Consider the following 26,073-nt stretch of genomic DNA (forward strand, 5'->3'; position numbering starts at 1 on the left):
GTAGCATCAGGAAAATCGTTCAACTGCCCACGGGGGTACGTGTGAAGGGGGCCCGGAGTGTCGGCCGAAGCCGCTCTCCGGGCCCCCCTCCGACATGTGTCAGAGGGTCGTCGCGACCTTGATCTGGCCGTCGACGATCTTCTTCTTGGCCTCGTCGATCTGGGCCTGGATGTCCTTCAGGTGGTCACCCGTGGTGGTCAGCGAAACGCCGTTCTCCGCCAGCGAGTAGATGTGCGTGCCGGTGATCGGCTTGCCGTCCTGGACGGACTTGACGAGCTCGAAGACACCGGTGTCGACGTTCTTGACGACCGAGGTCAGGATGGAGCCGGCGTACTTGGACAGGGCCGGGTCCTTGGCCTGGTCCGAGTCGACGCCGATCGCCCAGGTGCCCGGCTTCGCGGCGACGGCCTCGATGGCGCCGGCACCCGAGCCGCCCGCGGCGGCGTAGATGACGTCGATGCCCTTGTCGAGCATGCCCTTGGCGGCGGCCTTGCCCTTGTCGGGGGCGCCGAAGCCGGACATGTCCGTACCGGTGGACAGGTACTGGATCTGGACCGAGGCGTTCGGCTTCGTGTCCTTCACGCCCTGCTGGAAGCCGGCGGCGAACTTCTTGATCAGCGGGATGTCGACGCCGCCGATGAAGCCGATCTTGCCGTCCTTGGACTTGAGGGCGGCCGCGACACCGGCGAGGTACGAACCCTGCTCCTCGGTGAAGACGATCGAGTCGACGTTCTTCGCCTCGGAGACCGAGTCGACGAGACCGAAGGTGGTCTTCGGGTACTTGGCCGCGACCTTGTCGATCGCGTCCTTGTAGGCGAAGCCGACACCGATGACCGGGTTGAACCCGCCCTCGGCCAGGGAGGCGAGGCGCTGCTCACGGTCGGCCGGGGTCTCACCGGTCTTGGCGGTGAGCTCCTTGGTCTCGACGCCGAGGTCCGCCTTGGCCTTGTCGAGACCGCGCGCGGCGGAGTCGTTGAAGGAGTTGTCGCCACGGCCGCCGACGTCGTAGGCCATGCCGACCTTGATGGTGCCCGAGTCGGAGCCGGACTCGGTGGACGACTCACCACAAGCGGTGGCCGTGAGAGCGAGGGCCGCGGTCACTGCGGACGCGGAAACGATCTTGGATACCCGGCGCAAGAGGAGGGTCCCTTCGAGACTGACCGAAAGCGCCTCTTCCGGCGCTGGTTTCGCGTGGATCGTAACGCGCGTAGATGTCAGTTAAAGACCTGTTCATGAGTCGTTATCGGATCGTCGCGAACCGGCCAGGAGGACCGCCCGGAGGACCACTTGGGGCGACCGTCCCGGCACCGCCGGTTATACAGGGCGGCGCGGGGGTCCGGCCCGGGCCCGCGCGGCGACGCGCGGGCCATTGAGCCGAACGGGTGAAGGGCGTTTCGGCCGTCCGGACCGCCCGGGACGGCCTCGGCGGTCAGGGCCGGGGGGCCGCGTCGATCAGGGCGGCGGCGGTGAAGAACTCGACGCCGACCTCGATCGCCGTCTCGTCCACGTCGAAGTCACCCGCGTGCAGGTCCCGGCGTGTCGTGTCCCCGGGGGCACGGACGCCGAGGCGGGCCATGGCGCCCGGGACGTGCTCCAGGTACCAGGAGAAGTCCTCGCCGCCGAGGCTCTGCTCGGTGTCCTCGATCGCGTACACGCCGCGCCGGGCGGTCATGGCGTCCCGGAGCAGTTCGGTGACGGCCGGGTCGTTGACGACCGGGGGGACTCCGCGGACGTAGGTGATGGTCGACTTGGCGCGGTGGAGGGTGGCGATCTCGTCGATCGCCGCGTGCACCAGGTCGGGGGCGTCGCGCCAGCCGGGCAGGTCGAGGCAGCGGACGGTGCCGGAGAGCTCGGCGTGCTGCGGGATGACGTTGCAGGCGTGACCGGCCTCGATCCGGCCCCAGGTGACCGCGAGGCCGGAGCGGGTGTCCACCCGGCGGGCGAGCAGCGCGGGGACGTCGGTGGCGATCCGGGCGGCGGCGGTGACCAGGTCGGTGGTGAGGTGCGGGCGGGCGGTGTGGCCGCCGGGACCGTCCAGGGTGACTTCGAGCCGGTCGCAGGCGGAGGTGATGGGCCCGGGGCGCAGCCCGATGCGGCCGGCGTCCACCTTCGGGTCGCAGTGCACGGCGATGATGCGGCCGACCCCGTCCAGCACACCGGCCGCGATGGCGTCGGCGGCGCCGCCGGGCAGCACCTCCTCGGCGGGCTGGAAGATCAGCCGCACGGCGTGGGGGAGCAGCCCCTGCCGGTCGAGATCGGCGAGGACGAGCCCGGCGCCGAGGGCCGTGGTGGTGTGGACGTCGTGTCCACACGCGTGGGCCCGGTTGGGCACGGTGGAGCGGTACGCGACGGTCTTGACGTCCGGGATCGGCAGCGCGTCGAGGTCGGCGCGGATCGCCAGCATGGGGCGGCTTCTGTCCCAGGTGCCGATGTCACAGACGAGTCCCGTGCCCGTCGGGAGGACCTTCGGCGCGAGTCCGGCGGCCTCCAGGCGCGCCTTCAGGGCCGCGGTCGTACGGAACTCCTGGTTGCCGAGCTCGGGGTGCATGTGCAAGTCGCGCCGGAAGAGGATCAGTTCGGCGCGCAGCGAAGCGGACAGCGTTCCGGGCAGAGCGACGGAGCCGGGCTCACGGGACTTCAACTGGTTCACCTTTTGAAGGGTAGGCCCCTTCATAGATCAACTGCCCGTTGATCACGAAAAGTTCAGCCCGATAGGGGAAAGAAACTCCGTCCACCAGGCTTGATGACCATCCCTTGTGGGTAAGCTCACCCGAATTCGAACCGTTGTGTGGACTGGGCCGTGAGGCGGTCGACCTCGTGCGCCGCGGTGCCCGTGACCCCGGCGAGGAAGCCCTGGGCCCGCGGGGAGGCGTTCTCCTTGAGCCACTCGGGAGCGATCTCGCAGACGGCGACCTTGACCCCGGTGCCGGCCAGGGCGAGCGGCAGGGTGTGCACGACCGTCGAGGGAAAACTGACCACCGTACGGCCGATCGGGCCGCGCCGGGCGATCAGCTCCAGCGGCAGGTCGGGCCGGACGATCTCCAGGCCGGTCTCGACCGCGATCCGGTGCAGCTTCTCGGTGGACTCCCTGCGGTGGGCGAAGTAGCGGGTCGCGCCGTGCGTGCGGGCCAGCTCGGCGACGGCCAGCGCGTACTGGTCGGCGTCGACCACGCCCGTCTCGACCAGCGAGGTCCCGACCAGGTCGGCGCCCTTGGTGAGACGGGGCGGGCCGAAGCGGGAGCGGGTCCAGGCGAAGGTGTTCCGGGTGACGGTCGTGCCGGGCGGCGGCTGGACCGGGAGCGAGGTGAAGATCTCGACCGTACGGCGCCGGGTGGGGGCCAGCTTGCGGCGGGCGGCGGCGGAGACCGGGGCGAGCACGAGCTCGCGCGCCCCCCTGCTGCCGCGCCGGTGCCAGCGCACGAGGCGCTCGCCACGGGCCAGTTGGGCGGCGTACTCCATGGTCGCGGTGCCGTCGTCGACGACGGTGAGGTGCTTGGGCGCGAAGAGGGTCAGCAGGAGCTGGACGTAGCGGGAGAACGGGTCCCCGACGATCACCCGGTCCGCGGAGCGCAGCAGCGGCGCGAGCTCCCGCAGGGTCTGCGCGAGCGAGCCGCGTCCGCCGCGGGCGTCCTGCCAGCGGACGGTGAAGCCGTCGTCGCGGGCCAGCTGCGCCATCCGGCGGAGCTGGCCGCGCGACATCGGGTCGGTCGGCGAGAGCACGACCAGCGTGAGCTCTGCCCGCGCGGGCACGACGGGCACGGAGATCGCGCTGTCGTCGGCGCCGGGGGGCGGGGCTTGGCGGTCGTGAGGACCGTGAGGACCGTGAGGGTCGTGAGGGTCGTGAGGGTCGTGAGAGTTGTGAGGGTCGTGCTGGTCGTGAGGGTCGTGAGAGCTGTGAGGGTCGTGCTGGTCGTGAGGGCTGGCGGGAGTGGCGCCCTGCGCGCCGTCGACGCGCCCCATGACGGCCCCGGCGGGCGGCCCGCCGGAGGAGCCGACGCCGATCGGAGCCGGGTCGGCGTCCGTGCCGACGGCCGCCGGGGCCGCGTCGCTCGCGGCGGTCGCGAGGGTCACGGGCACAGCGGAGCCGGGGCTCTGCGCGGCGGGGCCGGGCGGCCCGTCGTGGGCGGGCGTGGCCGCGTGTATCGCGGCCCCCCGGCCGTCGGGGGCGGGTGCGCCCCCGACGGTGAGGGACTGGGCGTGGGCCCACTCCAGGACGTTCAGGAGCTGGACAGGGCTCTCGACGAACGCCAGCCGGCCGGTCATACGGCGACAGGCCCCTGGACTCGGCGGAGCTTCTTCATCGGGCCGAGCTCCGACTCGTAGACCTTCTTGACGCCGTCACCGAGCGCGGTCTCGATCGTGCGGATGTCGCGGACCAGGCGCTGCAGGCCCTGCGGCTCGACGGAGGCGGCCTGGTCGGAGCCCCACATGGCGCGGTCGAGGGTGATGTGACGCTCGACGAACGTGGCGCCGAGGGCGACGGCGGCCAGCGTGGTCTGGAGACCGGTCTCGTGGCCGGAGTAGCCGATCGGGACGTTCGGGTACTCGTCCTTCAGCGTGTTGATCACGCGGAGGTTGAGCTCCTCGGCCTTGGCCGGGTAGGTGGACGTCGCGTGGCAGAGCAGGATGTTGTCCGAGCCGAGGACCTCCACCGCGTGGCGGATCTGCTTCGGGGTGGACATGCCGGTCGACAGGATGACCGTACGGCCGGTCTCGCGCAGGGCGCGGAGCAGCTCGTCGTCCGTGAGGGAGGCGGAGGCGACCTTGTGGGCCGGGACGTCGAACTTCTCCAGGAAGGCGACGGCCTCGGTGTCCCACGGGGAGGCGAACCAGTCGATGCCGCGCTTCGCGCAGTGCTCGTCGATGGCGCGGTACTCGTCCTCGCCGAACTCCACGCGGTGGCGGTAGTCGATGTAGGTCATCCGGCCCCAGGGGGTGTCGCGCTCGATGTCCCACTGGTCGCGGGGGGTGCAGATCTCGGGCGTGCGCTTCTGGAACTTCACGGCGTCGCAGCCGGCCTCGGCGGCCACGTCGATGAGCGCGAGGGCGTTCTCGAGCTCACCGTTGTGGTTGATGCCGATCTCACCGGTGACGTAGACAGGCCGGCCGGGGCCCGCGGTCTTGCTGCCGAAGGTGCGGAGGCGGTTGCTCATGGTTCTGGTGTTCCTTAGGAGTTGGGGGAGAGGAGCTCGGGCCCGAGGAGCCAGGCCGCGATCTCGCGGACGGCGCCGGAGCCACCGGGGGTGAGGGTCACCGCACGGGCGGCGGCCCGTACGGAGTCGTGCGCGCTCGCCACCGCGACGGGCCAGCCGACGAGGTGGAAGCACGGGAGGTCGTTGACGTCGTTGCCGGCGTAGAGGACGCGCTGCGGGTCGATGCCCTGTTCCTCGCACCACTGCTTGAGGGCGAGGTCCTTGCGGTCGATGCCGTGCAGGACGGGGATCTGGAGCTTGCGGGCGCGGGCGGCGACGACGGCGTTCTGCTCGGTCGAGAGGATCAGGACCGGCATGCCGGCGCGGCGCAGGGCCGCGATGCCGAGGCCGTCGCCGCGGTGCGCGGAGACGAACTCGTGGCCCGCGGCGTCGAGGTGGACGCGGTCGTCGGTCTGCGTGCCGTCGAAGTCGAGGATCACGGCGTCGATGTCGCCGAAGCCGGGAGTGACCGGGGTGTCGAGCAGCGGCGCGAGGGCGCGGGCGCGGGCCAGGTCGTGCGGGTCGTCGATCTCCAGGACCCGCAGGGGGTCGGTGACGACGAGCGCGGTGTGGCCGAAGAAGCGGTGGTTGTGCGTACGGAACCCCTCGGCGGCCATCGCGTAGACGGCGCCGGTCTCCAGGTACTCGGGCTCGCGGTCCTGGCGGCGGGGCCGGAAGGCCTTGTCGTGGTTGACGCCGTAGGCACCGGAGTTCCCCGCGGCGGCACCGTGCGCGCCGGAGCCGTGCGCGCCGGAGCCGGTCGGCCCGGTGCCGGTCGGCCCGCCGCCGGTGGTCGCGGAGTCCGTCGTCGCGGAGTCCGTCGTCGCGGTGCCGGTCGGCCCGGTGCCGGTTGGCCCGGTGCCGGTCGGCCCGCCGCCGGTGGTCGCGGCGCCGGTCGGCCCGCCGCCGGTGGTCGCGGCGCCGGTCGGCCCGCCGCCGGTGGTCGCGGCGCCGTTGTGGCCCTCGCGCCAGAGGAAGCCGTGGCTCGGAGCGGCCGTGAAGGCCGTGTCGGCGCCGTCGGTGGTGATCTTCTCGACCGTGCCGTTGACCTCCTCCGCCGTGATGAAGGGGCTCGTGCACTGGACGAGGAGGACCACGTCCACGCGACGGCCGCTCGTCGCCTCGAAGGCGTCCATCGCGTGCAGGACCGCGGACTCGCTGGTCGCGGTGTCGCCCGCGATGGCCGCCGGGCGGTGGATCGCCTCCGCGCCGGCCGCGCGGGCCGCCGAGGCGATCGCCGCGTCGTCCGTGGAGACGACGACATCGGTGACCAGACGGGCGCCGAGGCAGGCGCGGACCGCGCGCGAGACCAGCGGCACGCCCGCGACCGGGGCGAGGTTCTTGGCGGGTACGCCCTTGGAACCGCCCCGCGCCGGGATGACGGCAAGCACGGTCGTGGTCATCAGAGTTCTCCAAGCCGGCGGATGACGGGCGCCACGCGCTGGACGCCGTGGCGGTACGCGCCCCGCGCCGCCTCCCGGACGATCCGCCGCAGCCCGCTGTCGCGGGTCCGGGTGGCGGTCACGTCCAGACGGTGGCGGGCGAGGATCCCGGGCAGGTAGCCGGGGGCCGACTCCGCTGTGTAGTAGGGGTCGATCGGGGGCAGTGCCGGGCCGGCGAGCAGGTCGGCGACCCGCTCGCGGGCGGCGTCGAAGGCCTTCTCGTAGCCTCCGTCGGACGCCACGCCCTGCCGGGCGAGCCACTCCTCGTCCGCCTTCGGGCGCACGTCCGCGTCGAGCCGGTCGAAGGAGGTCAGCAGGCCCGAACCGATGAAGTGGTGGTTGCCGAGGACCTCGCGCACGCCCATGTCGGTGAGGATCGCCGTGGGGATCCGCCGGTGCAGCGCTTCGAGGGCGGCCGTCGAGGAGACGGTGACCAGCAGGTCGGTGCGGTCCAGGACCTCGCCCATGTGCCCGTACACCAGACGGAAGTTGGGCGGGGTGTCGAGGTCGCGTACCAGCTTCTGGTACGGCAGCTCCTCCAGGTGGGTGGTGTGCTCGCCCGGCTTGGAGCGGAGCTTGAGCAGCACCTCCCGGCCCGGGTGGAGCCGCGCGTGGTCGACGAGCCTGCGGAGCAGGTAGGCCCGGTCGGCGCGGCTGACCGGCACGGAGGGCTGGGCGGCGAAGACGAGGGTGTCCCGGCCGGCCTCGGGGGCGTAGGGCGCGCCGCCGAGGAACGGCAGCGCGGCCTCCACCACCGAGGAGGCGTCGGCGCCCACTCCTTCGTACACGGCGCGGAAACGCTCCGCGTCGTGACGGGAGTTGGCGAGGACGACGTCCGCGCCGTGGCGCAGCAGGAGACCGTCGGCGAGCTTCTCGTAGACGACTCCGACATAGCCGGTGACGATCACCGGGCGGCGCTCCAGGCCCAGGTCGGCGATGCCCTGGAGGACCGCGCGGACCGTACCGCCGACGAGGGCGAGCACGACGAGGTCGTACGCCCCGTCCCGTACCTCACGAAGGAACTCCGCGCCCGTCACCTCGCGCGGGGGTGTGTCGGACACCCCGGTCTCGGCGAGTTGGCGCGCGGTGGGGGTGGCCCGACCGCGCAGGACGAATCCGGTGGGCTCGGAGGCCGCGATACGACGCGCGGTGAGCGCGCCCCATTTCCACCGGGTGTCGGAGTCGGCGAGTACGGCAATGCGTACTCGTTCATGGGTACGTGATGGCACGTCGAGGACGCTAAACAGGCATTCCGTTGGCTGGCCCAACTGAGACACAACAAACGGTGAACAGAGCCTCTCCGCACGCTGAAAACGGACGGGATCGGGGGCGGTTAAGGCTCCCGCCTCTCCGTGTTCACCGAACATCCCTCTGCCGGTCAGAACGAAGGCCGGACCGGCGCCTAGCGTCGGCCGGGTGGTCAAGCTCTCCGTCGTCGTGCCGTTCTTCAACGTGCAGACATACGCCCCCGACACCCTGACAAGCCTGCGCGCGAATGCCCGCGAGGACTTCGAATTCCTGCTGGTCGACGACTGCTCGACGGACGGAACGCCGGAGATCCTCGAACGGGCCGCGCGCGAGATCCCGGGGGCCGTCCTGCTCCGACACGAGGAGAACGAGGGGCTGGCCACGGCGCGCAACACCGGCCTCGACGCCGCCCGGGGCGAGTACCTCGCCTTCCTCGACGGCGACGACTGGCTCGCCCCCGGCCACCTGGCGCGCCTCGTGGCCGCCATGGACGGGCTCGGCTGCGACTTCCTCCGGACCGACCACGTGGTGAACACGGGCCGGGCCCGGTCGGTGAAGCGCGTGCCCGTCGGGCGCAGGGGCGAGGTGCTGCGCCCCCGGGACGCGATCCTGCCGGCGCACCGGACGACCTCCGTCGACTACCCGTACGCCTGGGCCGGGATGTACCACCGGCGGCTGCTCGACCGCGGGCTGCTCCACTTCACGCCCGGTCTGCGCACGGCGGAGGACCGGCCGTGGATCTGGAAGCTGCACCGGGAGGCGGAGTCCTTCGCGGCGGTGAGCACGCTCGGGATCTTCTACCGGCGGGGCGTCGCCACTTCCCTGACGCAGATCGGCGATATTCGCCAACTCGATTTCATCCGGGCCTTCGATCAGGTGATCGACGAAACGGCGAACGACGTGGACGCGGACCGGCTTCTTCCCAAAGCCGTCCGTACGTATTGCGCGCTCATTTCGCACCACGTCTCCTCCATTGAACGATTCGAACCGGCGGTGGCGAAGAAATTGCGCTCGATGAGTGCGGCGGCGCTGCGGCGCATGCCTCAGGACGTGCTCGACGAGGCGCTGTCCTCGATGGACGAGGAGCGGGCGGGCGTGCTGCGCAAGCTGCGCCGGCGCCGCGCGGGCTCCCTCGCCCCGACCGCGGGTCAGGGGGCCGCCGCGTGAGGACCACCCAGATCTTCTACGCCTCCACCCTGTACGGCGCGGCGACGCTGGCCGCGGCCCTGGACAGCGGCTGCTTCGGCCCCGCCGACCGGCGGCTGCTGCTCGTCGGCAACAACGCGGCGGTACCGGAGACCACACCCGCCCTCGACGAGATGCCCGGCTTCGAGCGGCTGCGGGGGCGCTTCGACGACGTACTGTCCTGGAACGAGGCGATCGAGCCGTTGCACCCGGCGGGCTGGTCGCCGCGCGGGGACGACGTACCGCTGCTCGAACGCCATCTGCGGCGGCTGTGGGAGCTCGGCGACGACCGGATCGAGATCGCCCTGGAGTCGGTCCAGGTGGCGCCCGCGCTGACGATCGCGCGGCTGTTCCCCGAGGCGGCGCTCGACGTCTACGCCGACGGCCTGATGAGTTACGGCCCCACCCGGAACAAGATCGACCCGCTGGTCGGCGAGCGGGTACGGCGGCTGCTCCACCTCGACCTCGTGCCGGGCCTCGCCCCGCTGCTGCTCGGCGAGTTCGGGCCGACGGCGGAGGTGGTGGAGACGGAGGCCTTCACCAAGGTGGTAGCCGAGCTGGCGGACTCGGCCGGTCCGGCCGGCGAGGAGGACGGCCCTGCGCTGCTGCTCGGCCAGTACCTCGCGGCGCTCTCGCTGCTCACCCCGGCCGAGGAGGAGGAGCTGCACGTCCGGATGGTCCGGGGCGCGATCGCGCGCGGGCACCGGCGGCTCGTCTTCAAGCCGCACCCCACGGCGCCGGACGCCTGGACACGGCGGCTGGCCCGGGAGGCGGAGGCGCTGGGCGCCGAACTGACCGTCCTGGACCGGCCGGTGCTCGCGGAGGTGGTGTACCGGGAGCAGCGTCCGGCGCTGGTGGTGGGCTGCTTCTCGACCGCGCTGATGACGGCGCACGCCTTCTACGGGATCCCGGTGGCGCGGGTCGGCACGCGGATGCTCCTGGAGCGGCTGACCCCGTTCCAGAACAGCAACCGCGTCCCGGCGACGCTGGTCGACGCGCTCGTCCCGGACCTGGAGGCGGACGGCCCCGAAGGTCCGGCACCGGACGCGGAGGCCCTCTCGGGCCTGGTCGCGGCGGTCGGCTTCGCGATGCAGCCGAAGATCCGGCCGGACCTGCGGGGCGCGGCGGTCCGTCATCTCTCGGGCCCGCTGGCGGAGCGGACCCGGTACTACTTCAAGCGCCGCCGCCTCACCGTCCTCGGCCTCCCGGGCGGCATCCCGGTCCCCCGCCACCCGAAGGTCCGACGGCTGGCCCGGCGCGCGCTGAAGCTGAAGCGAGCGCTGGCGAAGTGAGCCCGCGAGGTCAGGCGGCGCTGCTGAGGGAGAGCTTCGCGGCGAACCCGAGGAAGAGCGCGCCCGCCGCCGAGGTCGCCCCCGCCGAGAGGCGCCTGCGGCGCCGGAACGCGGCGGCGAGCCGGGTGCCGCCGAATATCAGCATCGTGAGGTAGAGGAAGCTGCCGATCTCCAGGAGCGTGCCGAGCACCAGGAAGGACAGCGCCGGGTAGGCGTATCCGGGGTCGACGAACTGCACGAAGAACGAGATGAGGAACAGGATCGCCTTGGGGTTGAAGAGGCTGATGATCAGCGCCCGGCGGTACGGGTTCTCCCCCGCGTCGCCCACCGCCCCCGCGCTCTCCGGGTCCTCGCGCACCTCGCCGCGGTCGCGCCACATCGACCAGGCCGCCCGCATCATCCCGTACGCCATCCACGCCAGATAGCCCGCGCCCGCGTACTTCACGATCATGAAGAGCAGGGGGGTGGTCTGGAGCAGCGACGCGGCGCCGAGCGCGGCCAGCGTCATCAGGACCGCGTCGCCGGTGAAGACGCCGGCGGCGGCCCGGTACCCGGTCCGCGTGCCCTTGCGTGCGGCGACGGACAGCACGTACAGCGAGTTCGGCCCCGGCAGCAGGATGATGAGGACGAGGCCCACGAGATACGTCGGAAGATCGGTGACACCCAGCATGGAGCGGAGTCTCGCACGGAGGTACGACAGCCCGCTTCCCTGTTTCGTATCGCGGAAGATCACGACCCCGGGCGCCCGATCGGGCCGCGTGCGACCGCCGGGCGTGGGGGCCGCGGGGTCCGCGGCGCGCCGTGGTCAGAACGCGTCGGTGGGGACGTACGTGCCCCAGACCTCCCGCAGCGCGTCGCAGACCTCGCCGACCGTCGCCCGCGCCCTGAGCGCGTCCTTCATCGGGTGGAGCACGTTCTCCGTTCCCCGCGCCGCCTCCTGGAGCCGGGCGAGCGCCGCGTCCACCGCCGCCCCGTCGCGCTCGGCGCGCAGCCGTGCCAGCCGCTCCGCCTGCTGGGCCTCGATCGCCGGGTCGACCCGCAGCGGCTCGTACGGCTCCTCGACGTCCATCGCGTAGCGGTTGACGCCGACGACGATCCGCTCCCCGCTGTCGGTCTGCTGCGCGATCCGGTACGCGGAGCGCTCGATCTCGCCCTTCTGGAAGCCGCGCTCGATCGCCTCGACCGCCCCGCCCAGCTCCTCGACCTTCCGCATCAGCTCCACCGCGGCGGCCTCGACGTCGTCCGTCATCGACTCCACGACGTACGAACCGGCGAACGGGTCGACGGTGGCGGTGACGTCCGTCTCGTACGCCAGCACCTGCTGCGTCCGCAGGGCGAGGCGGGCGGATTTGTCCGTCGGCAGGGCGATGGCCTCGTCGAAGGAGTTGGTGTGCAGCGACTGCGTGCCGCCGAGGACGGCCGCGAGACCCTGCACGGCCACGCGGACCAGGTTGACCTCGGGCTGCTGCGCGGTGAGCTGCACCCCGGCGGTCTGGGTGTGGAAGCGCAGCATCAGCGACTTGGGGTTCCGCGCCCCGAACTCCTCCCGCATCACCCGCGCCCAGATCCGGCGGGCCGCCCGGAACTTGGCGACCTCCTCCAGGAGCGTCGTACGGGCCACGAAGAAGAAGGAGAGCCGGGGCGCGAAGTCGTCCACGTCCATGCCGGCGGCGACGGCGGTACGGACGTACTCGACGCCGTCGGCGAGGGTGAAGGCGATCTCCTGCGCGGGCGAGGCACCGGCCTCGGCCATGTGGTAGCCGGAGATCGAGATCGTGTTCCACCTCGGGATCTCGGCGCCGCAGTACTTGAAGGTGTCGGCGATGAGCCGCAGCGAGGGCTTGGGCGGGAAGATGTACGTGCCGCGTGCGATGTACTCCTTGAGCACGTCGTTCTGGATCGTGCCGGTCAGCCGGTCGGCCGGGACGCCCTGCTCCTCCGCCACGAGCTGGTAGAGGAGGAGCAGGAGCGCCGCGGGGGCGTTGATGGTCATCGACGTGGAGACCCGGTCCAGCGGGATCCCGTCGAACAGCACCCGCATGTCGTCGATCGAGTCGATGGCGACACCGACCTTGCCGACCTCGCCGTGCGCGATCGGGGCGTCCGAGTCGTACCCCATCTGGGTCGGCAGGTCGAAGGCGACGGAGAGGCCCGTCGTGCCGTGCTCGATCAGCTGCCGGTAGCGGGCGTTGGACTCGACGGCGGTGCCGAATCCGGCGTACTGCCGCATCGTCCAGGGCCGGCCCGTGTACATCGTCGGGTACACCCCGCGCGTGAAGGGGTACGCGCCCGGCTCGCCCAGTTTCGCGGCGGGCTCCCACCCGGCCAGCGCGTCCGGTCCGTAGACCGGCTCGATGGGCAGTCCCGACTCCGACTCGCGCGCCATCGCTCCGCCTCTCCGTGAGATCTCGCTTCTGTCACAGCATGGTCCGCGTTGGAGCTCCGTGCGCAACCAAGGGCGCGCGGGAGGCATCAAAGAGGTACACACGCTGATTCCCGGGGGGCAACAGATGCGCCGTTCTTCCGTCATACGCAGAGCACTCATGGCCGCGGTCGCCGTGGCGGTCGTCACGGGCTGTACGGCCCAGGCGGCCGGCGGCTCCGGCGCCGCGCCCTCGGCCGGCGGGACGCCGTCGAGCTCCTCCTCCGCCCCGGCGACCGACGAGCCCACCTCGTCCCCCACCTCCGCCTCGCCCAGCGGTACGCCGACGGCGGACGACAAGCCGACGGCCACGCCCAGCTCCTCCCCCACCTCCGCGCAGCCGGTCGGCGAGGTCCTGATGAAGGACGGCGACGAGAACGAGAAGGTGCGCGAGCTGCAGGCGCGGCTGCGCCAGATCGGCTACTTCGACCGGGCGCCCACCGGCTTCTACGGCTCGATCACGGGCGGCGCCGTGAAGGCGTTCCAGAAGAAGCGGGGGCTGCCGGAGTCCGGCTCGGTGGACGAGGTGACCTGGCAGCGGTTGACCGGGATGACGCGCAAGCCGACGGCCGCCGAGCTGAAGCCGGCCACCACCAACACCCTCGACACGCCGGACCCGCGCTGCATGACCGGCCGGGTGCTCTGCATCAGCAAGGAGACCCGCACGCTGGCGTGGATGATCGACGGCACGGTCGTCTCGTCGATGGACGTCCGCTTCGGTTCGGAGAACACCCCGACCCGCGAGGGCATCTTCCAGGTCGACCGGAAGGTCCGTAACGACTGGTCGAAGCTATACCACACGCCGATGCCGCTCTCGATGTACTTCAGCCGGGGCCAGGCGGTGCACTACTCGGCGGACTTCGCGGCCCGGGGCTACAACGGCGCCTCGCACGGCTGCGTCAACGTCCGGGACCGGGGCAAGCTCTCCGCGCTCTTCGACCAGGTGAAGGTCGGCGACAAGGTCGTCGTGCACTGGTAGGCCGCGGGGGCGGAAGGAGAAGGGGCGCGGGTGGGACCGGGGGAACGTGTCCCACCCGCGCCGGTGCGCGGAGCCGAAGGTACGGGGGGAACCCCGGCTCACGCGCGGCCGATGACCAGTCGGCTCACTCATTACTGCGCCGACAGGCCGAAAACTGTCACACCGTGTTCGTCGAGGCGCCGCCGACCCGGACCGTCGGACCGGCGGGAGCCCGGTCGACGGCGCGTTCCTGGGCCCCTTCCCCCGTGCCGGCGGGGCCCGCGGCACCGGTGGGGCTCGTGTAGCGCACGGGGCTCGTGTACCGCACGGGGCTCGTGCGCATGGGGATCGTGGAGCGCACGGGGCTCGAGAAGCCGGCAGCGTCGTTGTTGCGCGCGAGGCTGGTGGAACGGACGGGGTTCGTGGAACGGGCGCCGGCGCGGCTCTGGGCTCCGCCGTCGTCCCGCTGGCTACTGCGGCCGTGGCCCTCGGGGCCCGTTCGGTCGCTTTCGCCGTCGCCGTCGCCGTCGCCCGAGGAGTCGTCGTCGCCCTGGCCGGGCGAGCGTTCGCCCAGGACGCGGTCGCAGAAGCGGCGCAGGGTCTCGCCCGCGCGGGCCGACTTCGCGAGCCGGTCCTTGGCGGTGGCGTCGATGCGCCCGGCGCGGAAGTCCTGGCAGGCCTTGACGAGCTTGGCGCCGGAGGTCTCGCCGCCCTGGTCCGCGGGGCTGGTGCTCTGCCCCGGCCGCGGGGTGGCCTCGTCCGTACCGCCCTGGCCGCCCGTCCCGTCCGACCCGCCCGGACCGGCGCCGGGGCCGGTCGTGGCCGGGGGCGCGGGGGTGGCGGGCGACGAGGGGGACGCGCCGGGCGGGACGAGGTCACCGGTCACGGGCGCCGAGGGCGTGACGGTGTCGACGAGCGGTCCCGGTGACTCGGAGGAGTCCGGGGAGTGCGAGGGGATCGGGCCGGGGGTGCCCGCCGCCGACACCGAACCGGCCGGCGTCGGGCCCTCCGTGGTGAACGGCAGCATGCCCGTGCCCGAGGCGACGGCGACCCCGCCGACGGCCACCGCGGCGACCGCGGCCGCGAGTCCGTACCGCAGGGAGCGACCCCAGCGCCGGTCGGTTCCGACCGGGGCGATCCGTACCGCGCCGAGGTCGGCGACGCCCGGCGCGCGAGTCCGGGAGGCGGGCGGGGCGTGGGAGGCGTGTGCGGCCGGCCGCACGACCCGGCCGCGTTCGGCGGCGGCCTTGCGGAAGGCGGCCAGGGCGGCCGCCTCACCCGGCAGTTCGATCCCCGCCACGGAGGGGAGAGGCGCCGGGCGGGTCTCCGCGAGGGCCCTGGCCAGGCGCTCGGCCTCGGCCCGGCTGTGATCGTCGACGGCGTCGACCGCCTCACCGCGCAGCAACCGCTCCGCGGCTTCCTGGTCGAGCCATGGGTACCGCTCGTCGGCCATCACATGTCCTTCTGCGTCCGCGCGCGCGATTGCGTCACACCTCCGGGGGCCGGAACCCCCGGTCTGCGACCACGCTGCGGTGGTACTCCCCCGAGAGGGGCGGCGCCGCCGTCGCCCTCGACGCCGAGGAGTTCGGCGAGTCGCTTCAGACCGCGATGGGCCGCGGTCCGTACCGCGCCGGGGCGCTTCCCGAGGGTGTCGGCGGCGCTCTTGGCGTCCAGGCCGACGACGACCCGCAGGACCACGGCCTCGGCCTGGTCCTGCGGAAGTTGGGATATCAGGTGCATGGTGTCGCCGGTGGCGAGTGCTTCCAGTGCCTCGTCCGCGGTGTCGGACTCGGCGGGCTTGTCGGTGAGTTCGGTCTCGTCGCCACTGGCCGCGGGGCGTCTGCCACGCATCCGGATGTGGTCGAGCGCCCGGTTGCGGGCGATGCGGGCCGCCCAACCGCGGAACCGGTCGGCGTCGCCGCTGAAGCGGTCGAGGTCGCGGGCTATCTGGAGCCAGGACTCGGAGGCCACGTCCTCGGCGTCGGCGTCACCGACGAGCGAGCGCAGATAGCCCAGCAGCCGGGGATGCACGGCGCGGTACACAGTACGGAAGGCGTCCTCGTCCCCGTCCTGCGCAGCGAGCACCGCGGCCGTCAGCTCCGCGTCCTCCCCCAGCACTCCCCACCCTGTTCGTCATCACGGCTGGTCACCACCGCCGCACCGCTCGGCACGCAGCAGACGCTACGTGCTTCTCCGCCGCCCCGTCCACGTTCGCCCACCCTTTGTGCAACCTGCAACCAACTTGGGACATCGGCGGTGGTGTGACAGAAAACGCTTGTATGGCGCTGAAGGGAGTACGGGGCCGTGCTGCGGCTCCGCGGACGACGACCGGGGCCTCTCCTGTGGGGGGTGGCGGCCCCGGTCGTCCTCCTTTTCCTGCCACGTCGGGCCGCCCTCTCCTGCCGCTTCCGGCTCCTGTCGCCCACCTCAGGCCCCTTTCGCACCCCTTCACGCCCTCTCCGCTGTCAACTGATGGTTGACAGTGGAGAGGTGTCAACCTAGGGTTGCACCCATGACGAAACCAGTCGGCATGACCATCCCCGTCCGGCTCGACGACCTCATCGAAGCGATCAAGAAGAGCAACTCCGACGCGCTCGACCAGCTGTCGAACGCGGTGATCGCCGCAGACCACCTCGGCGACGTGGCCGACCATCTGATCGGGCACTTCGTCGACCAGGCCCGGCGCTCCGGCGCGTCCTGGACCGACATCGGCCGGAGCATGGGCGTCACCCGCCAGGCGGCCCAGAAGCGCTTCGTCCCCAAGGACCCGGACGCGGAGAAGATGGACCCGAACGCCGGGTTCAGCCGCTTCACCCCCCGCGCCAGGAACGTCGTCATGGCCTCCCAGAACGAGGCCTCGGCCGCCCGCAACGCCGAGATCGGCACCGCGCACGTGGCCCTCGGCCTGCTCGCCGAGCCCGAGGGGCTCGCGGTGCACTGGATCGCCTCCCAGGGTGTGACGCCCGAGGCGCTGCGCGAGGCGCTCACCCCGACGCTGCCGCCGGCGGCCGAGGAGGTGCCCGAGCTCATCCCGTACGACGCGGCGGCGAAGAAGGTGCTGGAGCTGACCTTCCGCGAGGCGCTCCGGCTCGGCCACAACTACGTCGGCACCGAGCACATCCTGCTGGCGCTGCTGGAGTTCGAGGACGGCGACGGGGCCCTGACGGGCCTCGGCCTGGACAAGACGCGGGCGGAGTCGGACTTCGCGGCGATCCTGGAGCAGCTCTCGGTGAAGCCGACGGAGTGACAGCGGGGGCGGGCGGGCGCGGCCGAGCGCGCCTGCCCGCGCTCCGCCGGGCCAGGAAGGCCGCCATGCCAGGAAGGCCGCCGGGCCAGGAAGGCCGTCAGGCCGTGCGGGCCCGGCGGGAGACGACCGCGCGGAGCACCCGGCCGCCCTCCGTGGAGAGTTCGCGGGCCCGGCGCAGTCCGGTCGGGCCGTGGGCGACCGACTCCAGGACCGCCTGCTGGCGGCGCAACTCGCCCGCGAGGAGCGGCCCGGCCCCGGCCGCGTCCCCGGCGCGGCACCGCCCGATCAGCTCGTCCGTGACCTCGGCCGCCTCGTACCGCCCGTGCAGGGCGAGCGCGCTGACGGAACATCCGGCGGCCCACACCCTGAGCGACTCCTCGACCCACTCGGCCGGCGCGGCGCCCAGCATCTCGCGTACGAGACCGGCCGCGACGCCGCCTGCGTCGACACCGTCCAACTCGACACGGGCCTTGGCCACGGCCTCGCCCCACGCCTCGCCGTCGCCCCGGGCCACCGCCGCCCAGACGGGTCGCAGCACGTCGCCGCCGTCGGGGGCGAGCAGCGGCAGACAGCGGTCCAGACAGGCGAGCCCGGCAGCCGCCAGACTCCGCTCGTCGGCCCGGTCGATCAGTTCCAGCAGGCTCATCGAGGCCTCCCGTCGCGGTCGCGGCACTTCCTCTTACTGCGCCGCCTGGCGAAAATTCGTCACTATGCGGCCGGAATCATGCCAGTGGCCTTGTGGTGCTGCATAGAGGTCAGCCGCCGGACGAAGAGGATCGCGAGGACGGCGGCGACGATGTCGAGCACGTACCCGAGGAGCGACACGCGCGCCGCGGCGACGAACGTGTCGGCGGTCTCGGCACCGCGGTACATCAAGGCCCCGACGCGGCCCACGATCATGACGGCGACCCAGACCGCCCACCAGCTGTTGAGGAGGGCGAGCTCCCCCTTCCGGTCGGCGGCGTAGGGAGTCATGCGGCTCGCGCGCCAGATGTCGGCGGCGGTCTCGCGCGGGATCCACAGGTTGCCGATGGGGATGAACCAGCCACCGACGGCCCACCCCGGGCCCCGTCCCTGCAGGTCGGGAGCCCAGACTCCGGCGTTCTTCCGCAGTCGGTGGAACCAGACGATGAAGACGACCCCGGTGGCCACGTACAGCGTGAAGGCCATGCTGTAGGCCACGTTCAGGTTCAGGGACCCGAACACGGCCGGGTCGGCCTGGCCCGCCGTCTCGTCGGCGAGGAGAACGCGGATCTCGAAGACGGCCAGCAGGACGTCGAAGGCGATGTTGGCACCGAGCAGGGCCACGACGGCGTACGACAAGCCGTTCGGATTACGGAGCATGGTGGAGCGGGTCCCCCCAGGATGAGCGGGCCCCCTCCCCGAGGTCCCGGCAGGGCCGCGCGGCCGCCGCGAACGGGACCGTACGCGAAGCGGACCGTCCCGTCCATGGGGAAACCGCAGGTCAGCCGCGCACCTTCACCGCCAGGTCCTGGAACTGGGCCCAACTCGCCGTCGGCGTCCGCGCGTCCCACAGCTTCTGCGCCGTCGCCGTCAGCGGCATCCGGATCCCGTCGGCCACCTGCGCCGGGGTCTGCGCCTGGGACAGGTCGCACCAGACCGCGAACCGGCCGCCCAGGATCTGCGGCCCGTACCGCGCCGGCACCGGTGTCGTGCCGCGCAGCACCAGCGGGGTCCACTGCTCGTAGATGCGGCGGCCGGTGGGGTACGTGAAGTCGTTCGGCTCGCCGAGGACGTAGTAGAGGTACTCGTCGTTGAGGTTCACGACCTTCCGGCCCTCGGCCAGGTACTCGGCGGGCGGCCGGGCCCCGATCTCCTTGCCGGTCCAGTACTCGACCTCGATGTCCTTGTCGGCCGTGACGACCCCGCCCTGGAAGAACCCGTCGTTCCAGGCCTTCGCCGTCCTGCCCGCGTCGCGCACCACCGCCGCGCGGTCGTTCAGCCAGCCCTCGGCCAGGTCCTGGACGCCCGCGTCCGGCCCGTACTTCTGCCGGGCCGCCTCGGCCAGCTGCGGGTACGAGGCCGCCGGGGAGCTCACGGTCAGCGCCTGGTACTCGTCGGCGCCGACGTGGAACCAGCCGCCGGGGAACAGTCCGGCGTACTCGCGCAGCAGCTCGTCGACGAGCTTCGCTGAGGCGGGCTTGGAGATGTCGATGGCGCCCTGGCGCGGCACCCCGGAGACGTTGCGCAGCTGGAGGTCCGGGTAGGCGCGCAGGACGGCGCCGAGGTGTCCGGGCGAGTCGATCTCGGGCACGACGGTGATGTGCAGGGTCTGCGCGAGGGCGAGGATGCGGCGCACCTCGGCCTTGGTGAGGTGCTGGGCGGAGACGATCTCGGGGTGGGTGTCCGAGGCGATCCGGAAGCCCTGGTCGTCGGAGAAGTGCAGGCCGAACTGGTTGAGCTTGAGGTCGGCCATCTCGCGCAGCCGGGCCTCGATCCACTCCGCCGTGAAGAACTTGCGGGCGATGTCGACGTTCAGCCCGCGCTGCGGCTTCGCGGGCGCGTCGGTGACCGTGCCCTCGGGCATGGCGCCGGAGCCGTTCACCGACTGCTTCAGCGTGCGGGTCCCGTAGAAGACGCCCGCCTGGTCGGGGCCGGTGATCCTGACCCGGTCGTCGCGGGTGGTGACCGTGTACGACTCGGGGGCGCCCTTGCCGCCGAGCGCCAGCTCGACGTCGCCCGCGCGGGCGGCGACCGCGCCCCGGTACGCGATCTTGAGCTCGCCCGCGAGCAGCCGTGCCTCGTCGGCGAGGCCCTCGCTGCCCGCCGCGACGACGATCCCGGCCTGGGGGTCCGGCTTCCAGCCCGGCCCGCGCGCCGCCTCGTGGGAGCGGACGGCGGGGACGGTGAGCGGGGCCGTGGAGAGGGGGTACGTCCGGGTGGGGCTGGGCGGGGGCGTGCTCGTCGCGCTGGTCACGGCGGACGGCGTGCCGGCACCGGAGGTGGGGCCCGCCGGACCGTCGGCCGAGCCGCTGGAACAGGAGGTCACGGTGGCCAGTGCCACCGCGGCCGCCACGAGGGTGGGGCCCGCGTGGGCCCTTCGTATGGCGTAGCGCATCACTGGAATCCTCCCTCAGCCTGCGAAGTGAGGCCATTCGGGGCGGGACCGGGACCGGTTCGGGGCGGGCCCGGGACGTACAGAGATCTGTGCCGGAACGTCACGCACACGTTCCGAAACTCTCCCTTCCGGGTGAATTTCGCGCATCCGTCGGACACTTCTCCCTCCCCATCGATAACGTTGAGTCACATCCACCCCACCTTTCCCGGAGCCCACGCTGACCAGCGACACCCGCGCCCCTTCCCGGAACCGGAACCTGGGCTCCGCCACCACCACCGGCGCGCCCGGTCCCGCCCCCGCGATACCGGCGCAGCAGGGCGAACCCCGGCCGCTCGCCACGCCCGACGGCCTGGGGCTCTTCAACGCCGCCCCGGCCGACGCCGCGCACGAGCTGCTGCTGGCCTGCTGCCACAGCCGGCGTTGGGCCGAACGGGTGGCCGCGCACCGCCCGTATCCGACCCTCGACGCGCTGCTCGCCGCCGCCGACGAGGCCGGGTACGACCTGTCCGCGGCCGATCGCGAGGAGGCGCTCGCCGCCGAGTCCTCGGCCGCGCCCCACCCGGACGCCCCGCCCGCCGCCCACACCGCGCTGCGGGCCGCGCACGCCGCGTACGAGAGCCGTTTCGGGCACGCCTTCGTGATCAGCCTCGACGGCGTACGTCCCGGCGAGCGTCTCGACCAGGTGCTCGCGGGCATCCGGTCGCGGCTCGCCAACGAGCCGGAGGAGGAGCGGGTGGTCGCCGCCGACGAGCTGCGCCGGCTGGCCCGCGGTCGGCTCGCGCACCACGTCGGCGCGGCGGCCTGGCCCCTTCTGCCGCCGAATGCCACACATCCGTCCGGAATGCGGTGATCCGGGCAGCGGTGCCTGTCTCTCCGTAGTCCGTCCGTGCCTCTTTGATCACACCTATGGACCCCGCGCGAGCGAACCGACAAGTCGTCGCTACGATGACCAGGGCCGGTGGACCGTACCCGGCCGGGTCAGACCGACACTGAAGCCGGCCGACCCTGATCCCCGCTCCCGGAGGGTTTTTCCGTGCCGGCTGGAACGCTGTACCGCGGCCGGGAAGGAATGTGGTCCTGGGTGGCTCATCGAGTCACCGGCGTCCTCATCTTCTTCTTCCTGTTCGTACACGTGCTGGACACCGCTCTCGTCCGCGTCTCTCCCGAGGCCTACGACGAAGTGGTCGCCACGTACAAGACGCCGATCGTCGCACTCCTCGAGTACGGCCTGGTCGCCGCCATCCTCTTCCACGCGTTGAACGGCCTTCGGGTCATCGCCGTGGACTTCTGGTCCAAGGGCCCGCGCTACCAGAAGCAGATGCTCTGGACCGTCGTGGGCATCTGGGTCGTGCTGATGGCGGGCTCGCTGTACCCCGTCCTCGGCCACGCCGCACGTGAACTGTTCGGGAGCTGACGCCAGACATGTCTGCTGACACCACTTCCGCGATCGGTCCCGTCGAGGGCGCTTCCTACGACGTGGACAACCCGGCCCCGTACATCGAGGCCCCCCGCAAGCGCACCGGCAAGACGCCGCGGGCGACGCGAGGCAACTTCGAGATGGCCGCATGGCTCTTCATGCGCCTCTCCGGCATCGTCCTCGTCGTCCTGGTCCTCGGCCACCTGCTGATCCAGCTCTTCCTCGACGGCGGCGTCTCCAAGATCGGTTTCGCCTTCGTGGCGGGCCGTTGGGCCTCGCCGTTCTGGCAGGTCTGGGACCTCCTGATGCTCTGGCTCGCCATGCTGCACGGCGCCAACGGCCTCCGCACGGTCATCAACGACTACGCGGAGCGGGCCAACACGCGCCTGTGGCTCAAGGGCCTGCTGTACACCGCCACGGTGTTCACCATCCTTCTGGGCACGCTGGTGATCTTCACCTTCGACCCGAACATCCGCTAGGCACGGGGCTGAGGTAATCCACGACATGCAGATCCACAAGTACGACACCGTCATCGTCGGAGCCGGCGGCGCCGGCATGCGCGCCGCCATCGAGGCGACGAAGCGCAGCCGCACCGCCGTGCTGACGAAGCTCTACCCCACCCGCTCCCACACGGGCGCCGCGCAGGGCGGCATGGCCGCCGCGCTGGCCAACGTGGAGGAGGACAACTGGGAGTGGCACACCTTCGACACGGTCAAGGGCGGTGACTACCTGGTCGACCAGGACGCCGCCGAGATCCTGGCGAAGGAGGCCATCGACGCCGTCCTCGACCTGGAGAAGATGGGCCTGCCGTTCAACCGGACCCCGAACGGCACCATCGACCAGCGCCGCTTCGGCGGTCACTCCCGCAACCATGGCGAGGCCCCGGTCCGCCGGTCCTGCTACGCCGCGGACCGCACCGGCCACATGATCCTCCAGACGCTGTACCAGAACTGCGTCAAGGAGGGCGTGGAGTTCTTCAACGAGTTCTACGTCCTGGACCAGCTCATCGTCGAGGTCGACGGGGTCAAGAAGTCCGCCGGTGTGGTCGCGTACGAGCTGGCCACCGGCGAGATCCACATCTTCCAGGCCAAGGCCGTGATCTACGCCTCCGGCGGCACGGGCAAGTTCTTCAAGGTGACCTCGAACGCGCACACCCTGACGGGTGACGGCCAGGCGGCCTGCTACCGCCGCGGCCTACCGCTGGAGGACATGGAGTTCTTCCAGTTCCACCCGACGGGCATCTGGCGCATGGGCATCCTGCTGACGGAGGGCGCCCGCGGTGAGGGCGGCATCCTCCGCAACAAGGACGGCGAGCGCTTCATGGAGAAGTACGCGCCGGTCATGAAGGACCTCGCGTCCCGTGACGTCGTCTCGCGCTCCATCTACACGGAGATCCGCGAGGGCCGCGGCTGCGGTCCCGAGGGCGATCACGTCTACCTGGACCTGACGCACCTCCCGCCGGAGCAGCTCGACGCCAAGCTGCCGGACATCACCGAGTTCGCCCGTACGTACCTCGGCATCGAGCCGTACACGGACCCGATCCCGATCCAGCCCACCGCGCACTACGCCATGGGCGGCATCCCGACCAACGTCGAGGGTGAGGTCCTCAGCGACAACACCACCGTCGTCCCGGGTCTGTACGCGGCCGGCGAGGTCGCGTGTGTGTCGGTGCACGGCGCCAATCGTCTGGGCACCAACTCGCTGCTCGACATCAACGTCTTCGGCAAGCGCTCCGGCATCGCCGCCGCCGAGTACTCCGCCAAGCACGACTTCGTCGCGCTGCCGGAGAACCCGGAGTCCCTCGTCGTCGCGCAGATCGAGAAGCTGCGCAACTCCACGGGCAGCGAGCGGGTGGCCGACATCCGCCGTGAGCTGCAGGAGACGATGGACGCCAACGTGATGGTGTTCCGTACGGAGCAGACCATCAAGACGGCCGTCGAGAAGATCGCCGAACTGCGCGAGCGCTACGAGAACGTGTCCATCCAGGACAAGGGCAAGCGCTTCAACACGGACCTGCTGGAGGCCGTCGAGCTGGGCAACCTGCTCGAACTGGCCGAGGTCATGGCCGTCTCGGCCCTGGCGCGCAAGGAGTCCCGCGGCGGTCACTACCGCGAGGACTACCCGAACCGCGACGACGTCAACTTCATGCGTCACACGATGGCGTACCGCGAGGTCGGCGAGGACGGCTCCGAGACCGTGCGTCTCGACTACAAGCCGGTCGTCCAGACCCGCTACCAGCCGATGGAGCGTAAGTACTGATGGGTACCCCCGTACTGGACAAGGTCGAGGCGGGCTCCGCCGCCTCCCCGTACATCACGGTCACGATGCGGATCCGCCGCTTCAACCCCGAGGTGTCGGACGCGTCGGTCTGGGAGGACTTCCAGATCGAGATCGACCCGAAGGAGCGCGTGCTCGACGCCCTTCACAAGATCAAGTGGGACGTCGACGGCACGCTGACCTTCCGTCGCTCGTGCGCCCACGGCATCTGCGGCTCGGACGCGATGCGGATCAACGGCAAGAACAGGCTCGCCTGCAAGACGCTGATCAAGGACATCAACCCCGAGAAGCCGATCACCGTCGAGGCCATCAAGGGCCTCACCGTGATGAAGGACCTCGTGGTCGACATGGAGCCCTTCTTCCAGGCGTTCCGGGACGTCATGCCGTTCCTGGTCACCAAGGGCAACGAGCCGACGCGTGAGCGTCTGCAGTCGGCCGAGGACCGCGAGCGCTTCGACGACACCACCAAGTGCATCCTGTGCGCCGCGTGCACGTCGTCCTGCCCGGTGTTCTGGAACGACGGGCAGTACTTCGGCCCGGCCGCGATCGTCAACGCGCACCGCTTCATCTTCGACTCGCGCGACGAGGCGGGCGAGCAGCGCCTGGAGATCCTGAACGACAAGGACGGCGTGTGGCGTTGCCGCACGACGTTCAACTGCACGGACGCCTGCCCGCGTGGCATCGAGGTCACGAAGGCGATCCAGGAAGTGAAGCGCGCGCTGATCACGCGCCGCTTCTAGTCCGGCGCCGTCGACCCGTCGTCTTCTGACAGCTGGTCACAACGGTGAAGCCCGCTTCTGTACGCTCGGCGTGCAGAAGCGGGCTTTTCCGTTGGTGGAGAGAGCGGGGAGAGATGAGCGAGCCGAACCCTTACGCGGACGGTGAGTACAAGTGGGGGCCCGGGCAGCAGCAGCCGGGGACCCCCGGCTACGGATATCCGCAGGCGGGGACGCCGGGTTACGGGTACCCGCAGGAGGGGACGCCCGGCTACGGCTACCCGCAGGCCGCCGGCACCGGGGGCGGGTACCAGCCGACGCTGCCCGGCCTGCCGGTGCCGCCGCAGCACCCGACGGGGCAGGGCGGGGGCGCGCCGCTGCTGAGCCTGGGTGACATCACGGTCGTCGGGGACCAGATCATCACCCCGGCCGGGCAGATGCCGCTCCGGGGCGCGGTGTGGAACGTGATGGACATGTCGCGGACCGAGGAGAAGATCCCGACCGTCGCGATCGTGCTGGCCATCATCTTCTTCGTGCTGTGCCTGCTGGGCCTGCTCTTCCTGCTGATGAAGGAGAAGCAGACGACCGGCTTCATCCAGGTCACGGTGGTGAGCGGCGGCCGCCACCACGCGACGATGATCCCGGCGAGGGGCCCGGACACCCTCCACTGGGTCATGGGCCAACTGAACTACGCCCGTTCCCTGAGCATGTGACAACGGGGCCTGCGAGGCACCCGACGCGCCCGGCTAGGCTCGGGGACTGTGAAGGACGTGAAGGAAGAGAAGCCCGCCGAGCGCGACGCACGGGCCGCGGAGCCCGAGCCCACCGCGATCGGAGCCAAGGCCCCGGCCAAGGCCGCGAAGAGCGAACAGACCCGCACGCTCATCCTCGAAACCGCGCTCCGGCTGTTCAAGGAGCGCGGCTACGACAAGACGACCATGCGGGCCATCGCCCAGGAGGCCGGGGTCTCCGTCGGCAACGCGTACTACTACTTCGCCTCCAAGGAACACCTCGTCCAGGGCTTCTACGACCGGATCGCCGAGGAGCACCAGTCGGCCGTCGCGGCGGTCCTGGACAGCGACGAGAAGGACCTCACGGCCCGTATCCGCGGGGTCCTGCTCGGCTGGCTCGACATCGCCGAGCCGTACCACGAGTTCGCGTCGCAGTTCTTCAAGAACGCCGCCGACCCGGACAGTCCGCTCAGCCCCTTCTCCCCCGAGTCGGAGGGGCCGCGCGAGGCCGCGATCGACGTCCACCGGCGGGTCATCTCCGGCGCGAACGTCAAGATCGACCCCGAGCTGGCCGAACCGCTTCCCCAGCTGCTCTGGCTCCAGCACATGGGCCTGGTGCTGTTCTGGGTGTACGACCGCTCCGAGGGCTGCGCCAACAGCCGCCGACTGGTCGAGCGCCTCTCCCCCGTGACCGCCCGGGCGATCACGCTCTCCCGCTTCCGGCTGCTGCGCCCCCTGGTCCGCGAGACCCACGACCTCCTGGCCGACTTCATGCCGACGGCGGCGGGCATGGCCGCCTCGGGCAGGCCGCGGCGCGCGAAGGCCCCCAAGGAGAGCTGAGGCTCCCACCACGACCGAGGGGCCTCG

Annotated in this window: 24 protein-coding genes; 11 read left to right on the forward strand and 13 right to left on the reverse strand. The window is 71.6% G+C overall.

The genetic code is table 11. From position 1 onward, the window contains the following. Nucleotides 1–99: 99 nt before the first annotated feature. The 6 genes from ACIPPS_RS04475 to ACIPPS_RS04500 all read right to left on the reverse strand — a co-directional run bounded on the left by ACIPPS_RS04475 (nt 100) and on the right by ACIPPS_RS04500 (nt 7,863). The gene (locus ACIPPS_RS04475; RefSeq protein ID WP_401426700.1) at nt 100–1,137 is read right to left on the reverse strand and encodes a BMP family protein; all 1,038 of its coding nucleotides are present in this window, start codon (nt 1,135–1,137) and stop codon (nt 100–102) included. A gap of 292 nt (nt 1,138–1,429) precedes the next feature. Next, nucleotides 1,430–2,650: an amidohydrolase gene (locus ACIPPS_RS04480; RefSeq protein WP_401426703.1), complete on the reverse strand. Its 1,221-nt coding sequence runs from the start codon at nt 2,648–2,650 to the stop codon at nt 1,430–1,432. 116 nt (nt 2,651–2,766) lie between these two features. Continuing rightward, entirely contained in the window at nt 2,767–3,960 is a 1,194-nt protein-coding gene (locus ACIPPS_RS04485) for a hypothetical protein (RefSeq protein ID WP_401427211.1), read from the reverse strand. Nucleotides 3,961–4,259: 299 nt separating this feature from the next. Then, complete coding sequence (locus ACIPPS_RS04490; protein WP_401426706.1) at nt 4,260–5,153, reverse strand: N-acetylneuraminate synthase family protein; 894 nt, start codon at nt 5,151–5,153, stop codon at nt 4,260–4,262. A gap of 14 nt (nt 5,154–5,167) precedes the next feature. Then, the gene (locus tag ACIPPS_RS04495; protein ID WP_401426708.1) at nt 5,168–6,595 is read right to left on the reverse strand and encodes a cytidylyltransferase domain-containing protein; all 1,428 of its coding nucleotides are present in this window, start codon (nt 6,593–6,595) and stop codon (nt 5,168–5,170) included. Continuing rightward, entirely contained in the window at nt 6,595–7,863 is a 1,269-nt protein-coding gene (locus ACIPPS_RS04500) for a DUF6716 putative glycosyltransferase (RefSeq protein ID WP_401426710.1), read from the reverse strand. The genes ACIPPS_RS04495 and ACIPPS_RS04500 overlap by 1 nt, the downstream gene beginning before the upstream one ends. A gap of 187 nt (nt 7,864–8,050) precedes the next feature. Between ACIPPS_RS04500 and ACIPPS_RS04505 the strand changes: the two genes are divergently transcribed. Both ACIPPS_RS04505 and ACIPPS_RS04510 read left to right on the forward strand, forming a co-directional pair. Continuing rightward, entirely contained in the window at nt 8,051–9,049 is a 999-nt protein-coding gene (locus ACIPPS_RS04505) for a glycosyltransferase family 2 protein (protein ID WP_401426712.1), read from the forward strand. Continuing rightward, nucleotides 9,046–10,359 (forward strand): alpha-2,8-polysialyltransferase family protein, encoded by a 1,314-nt coding sequence (locus ACIPPS_RS04510; RefSeq protein ID WP_401426715.1) that lies wholly within the window; start codon nt 9,046–9,048, stop codon nt 10,357–10,359. Before ACIPPS_RS04505 ends, ACIPPS_RS04510 begins: the two co-directional genes overlap by 4 nt. A gap of 10 nt (nt 10,360–10,369) precedes the next feature. Here ACIPPS_RS04510 and leuE read toward each other — a convergent pair whose 3' ends face one another. Further along, a complete protein-coding gene (leuE, locus tag ACIPPS_RS04515) occupies nt 10,370–11,029 on the reverse strand; it encodes a leucine efflux protein LeuE (protein WP_401426717.1) in 660 nt (219 codons plus the stop codon). 135 nt (nt 11,030–11,164) lie between these two features. Beyond that, on the reverse strand, nt 11,165–12,745 hold the full coding sequence (locus ACIPPS_RS04520) for a methylmalonyl-CoA mutase (RefSeq protein ID WP_401426719.1): 1,581 nt from the start codon (nt 12,743–12,745) through the stop codon (nt 11,165–11,167). A 157-nt stretch (nt 12,746–12,902) separates the two neighbouring features. Between ACIPPS_RS04520 and ACIPPS_RS04525 the strand changes: the two genes are divergently transcribed. Further along, nucleotides 12,903–13,760 carry a L,D-transpeptidase family protein gene (locus tag ACIPPS_RS04525; protein WP_401426722.1) on the forward strand — a complete coding sequence of 286 codons (858 nt, stop codon included), beginning with the start codon at nt 12,903–12,905 and terminating at the stop codon, nt 13,758–13,760. Between the two features lie 157 nt (nt 13,761–13,917). Here the strand turns inward: ACIPPS_RS04525 and ACIPPS_RS04530 are convergent, their stop codons facing one another. Both ACIPPS_RS04530 and ACIPPS_RS04535 read right to left on the reverse strand, forming a co-directional pair. Continuing rightward, nucleotides 13,918–15,192 carry a hypothetical protein gene (locus ACIPPS_RS04530; protein ID WP_401426725.1) on the reverse strand — a complete coding sequence of 425 codons (1,275 nt, stop codon included), beginning with the start codon at nt 15,190–15,192 and terminating at the stop codon, nt 13,918–13,920. Further along, nucleotides 15,192–15,857 carry an RNA polymerase sigma factor gene (locus ACIPPS_RS04535; RefSeq protein ID WP_401426728.1) on the reverse strand — a complete coding sequence of 222 codons (666 nt, stop codon included), beginning with the start codon at nt 15,855–15,857 and terminating at the stop codon, nt 15,192–15,194. Before ACIPPS_RS04535 ends, ACIPPS_RS04530 begins: the two co-directional genes overlap by 1 nt. A gap of 394 nt (nt 15,858–16,251) precedes the next feature. On the opposite strand from ACIPPS_RS04535, the gene ACIPPS_RS04540 reads away from it, so the two are divergent. Beyond that, nucleotides 16,252–16,986, forward strand: coding sequence for a Clp protease N-terminal domain-containing protein (locus ACIPPS_RS04540; protein WP_401426731.1), 735 nt, complete (start codon nt 16,252–16,254; stop codon nt 16,984–16,986). A 97-nt stretch (nt 16,987–17,083) separates the two neighbouring features. On the opposite strand, the gene ACIPPS_RS04545 is transcribed toward ACIPPS_RS04540, so the two are convergent. The 3 genes from ACIPPS_RS04545 to ACIPPS_RS04555 form a co-directional block, all read right to left on the reverse strand. Continuing rightward, nucleotides 17,084–17,632 carry a hypothetical protein gene (locus tag ACIPPS_RS04545; protein ID WP_401426734.1) on the reverse strand — a complete coding sequence of 183 codons (549 nt, stop codon included), beginning with the start codon at nt 17,630–17,632 and terminating at the stop codon, nt 17,084–17,086. A 62-nt stretch (nt 17,633–17,694) separates the two neighbouring features. Beyond that, the gene (locus ACIPPS_RS04550; protein WP_401426737.1) at nt 17,695–18,330 is read right to left on the reverse strand and encodes a DUF4328 domain-containing protein; all 636 of its coding nucleotides are present in this window, start codon (nt 18,328–18,330) and stop codon (nt 17,695–17,697) included. 121 nt (nt 18,331–18,451) lie between these two features. Further along, a complete protein-coding gene (locus ACIPPS_RS04555) occupies nt 18,452–20,065 on the reverse strand; it encodes a glycoside hydrolase family 20 protein (protein WP_401426740.1) in 1,614 nt (537 codons plus the stop codon). A gap of 301 nt (nt 20,066–20,366) precedes the next feature. On the opposite strand from ACIPPS_RS04555, the gene ACIPPS_RS04560 reads away from it, so the two are divergent. The 7 genes from ACIPPS_RS04560 (at nt 20,367) to ACIPPS_RS04590 (ending at nt 26,046) form a co-directional block, all read left to right on the forward strand. Beyond that, a complete protein-coding gene (locus ACIPPS_RS04560; RefSeq protein WP_401427213.1) occupies nt 20,367–20,915 on the forward strand; it encodes a 2-oxo-4-hydroxy-4-carboxy-5-ureidoimidazoline decarboxylase in 549 nt (182 codons plus the stop codon). 183 nt (nt 20,916–21,098) lie between these two features. Then, nucleotides 21,099–21,479, forward strand: coding sequence for a succinate dehydrogenase, cytochrome b556 subunit (sdhC, locus tag ACIPPS_RS04565; protein ID WP_015035721.1), 381 nt, complete (start codon nt 21,099–21,101; stop codon nt 21,477–21,479). A gap of 8 nt (nt 21,480–21,487) precedes the next feature. Then, nucleotides 21,488–21,961 carry a succinate dehydrogenase hydrophobic membrane anchor subunit gene (locus ACIPPS_RS04570; protein WP_260229269.1) on the forward strand — a complete coding sequence of 158 codons (474 nt, stop codon included), beginning with the start codon at nt 21,488–21,490 and terminating at the stop codon, nt 21,959–21,961. 25 nt (nt 21,962–21,986) lie between these two features. Continuing rightward, nucleotides 21,987–23,741: a succinate dehydrogenase flavoprotein subunit gene (gene sdhA / locus ACIPPS_RS04575; RefSeq protein ID WP_401426744.1), complete on the forward strand. Its 1,755-nt coding sequence runs from the start codon at nt 21,987–21,989 to the stop codon at nt 23,739–23,741. Further along, nucleotides 23,741–24,499: a succinate dehydrogenase iron-sulfur subunit gene (locus ACIPPS_RS04580; RefSeq protein WP_401426747.1), complete on the forward strand. Its 759-nt coding sequence runs from the start codon at nt 23,741–23,743 to the stop codon at nt 24,497–24,499. Before sdhA ends, ACIPPS_RS04580 begins: the two co-directional genes overlap by 1 nt. A gap of 113 nt (nt 24,500–24,612) precedes the next feature. Further along, nucleotides 24,613–25,188, forward strand: coding sequence for a hypothetical protein (locus tag ACIPPS_RS04585; RefSeq protein WP_401426750.1), 576 nt, complete (start codon nt 24,613–24,615; stop codon nt 25,186–25,188). A gap of 48 nt (nt 25,189–25,236) precedes the next feature. After that, entirely contained in the window at nt 25,237–26,046 is an 810-nt protein-coding gene (locus ACIPPS_RS04590) for a TetR/AcrR family transcriptional regulator (protein WP_401426752.1), read from the forward strand. The last annotated feature ends 27 nt before the right edge of the window (nt 26,047–26,073 follow it).

It is taken from the genome of Streptomyces sp. NPDC090127, from assembly GCF_044746945.1.
Classification (GTDB): Bacteria; Actinomycetota; Actinomycetes; order Streptomycetales; family Streptomycetaceae; genus Streptomyces.

Coding starts and splice junctions, on each gene's coding strand:
- ACIPPS_RS04550 (WP_401426737.1), bottom strand. CDS start 18,330: ATGCTCCGTAATCCGAACGGCTTGTCGTACGCCGTCGTGGCCCTGCTC.
- ACIPPS_RS04545 (WP_401426734.1), bottom strand. CDS start 17,632: ATGAGCCTGCTGGAACTGATCGACCGGGCCGACGAGCGGAGTCTGGCG.
- sdhA (WP_401426744.1), top strand. CDS start 21,987: ATGCAGATCCACAAGTACGACACCGTCATCGTCGGAGCCGGCGGCGCC.
- ACIPPS_RS04580 (WP_401426747.1), top strand. CDS start 23,741: ATGGGTACCCCCGTACTGGACAAGGTCGAGGCGGGCTCCGCCGCCTCC.
- ACIPPS_RS04520 (WP_401426719.1), bottom strand. CDS start 12,745: ATGGCGCGCGAGTCGGAGTCGGGACTGCCCATCGAGCCGGTCTACGGA.
- leuE (WP_401426717.1), bottom strand. CDS start 11,029: ATGCTGGGTGTCACCGATCTTCCGACGTATCTCGTGGGCCTCGTCCTC.
- ACIPPS_RS04530 (WP_401426725.1), bottom strand. CDS start 15,192: ATGGCCGACGAGCGGTACCCATGGCTCGACCAGGAAGCCGCGGAGCGG.
- ACIPPS_RS04555 (WP_401426740.1), bottom strand. CDS start 20,065: ATGCGCTACGCCATACGAAGGGCCCACGCGGGCCCCACCCTCGTGGCG.
- ACIPPS_RS04485 (WP_401427211.1), bottom strand. CDS start 3,960: ATGGGGCGCGTCGACGGCGCGCAGGGCGCCACTCCCGCCAGCCCTCAC.
- ACIPPS_RS04585 (WP_401426750.1), top strand. CDS start 24,613: ATGAGCGAGCCGAACCCTTACGCGGACGGTGAGTACAAGTGGGGGCCC.
- ACIPPS_RS04490 (WP_401426706.1), bottom strand. CDS start 5,153: ATGAGCAACCGCCTCCGCACCTTCGGCAGCAAGACCGCGGGCCCCGGC.
- ACIPPS_RS04525 (WP_401426722.1), top strand. CDS start 12,903: ATGGCCGCGGTCGCCGTGGCGGTCGTCACGGGCTGTACGGCCCAGGCG.
- ACIPPS_RS04495 (WP_401426708.1), bottom strand. CDS start 6,595: ATGACCACGACCGTGCTTGCCGTCATCCCGGCGCGGGGCGGTTCCAAG.
- ACIPPS_RS04570 (WP_260229269.1), top strand. CDS start 21,488: ATGTCTGCTGACACCACTTCCGCGATCGGTCCCGTCGAGGGCGCTTCC.
- ACIPPS_RS04540 (WP_401426731.1), top strand. CDS start 16,252: ATGACGAAACCAGTCGGCATGACCATCCCCGTCCGGCTCGACGACCTC.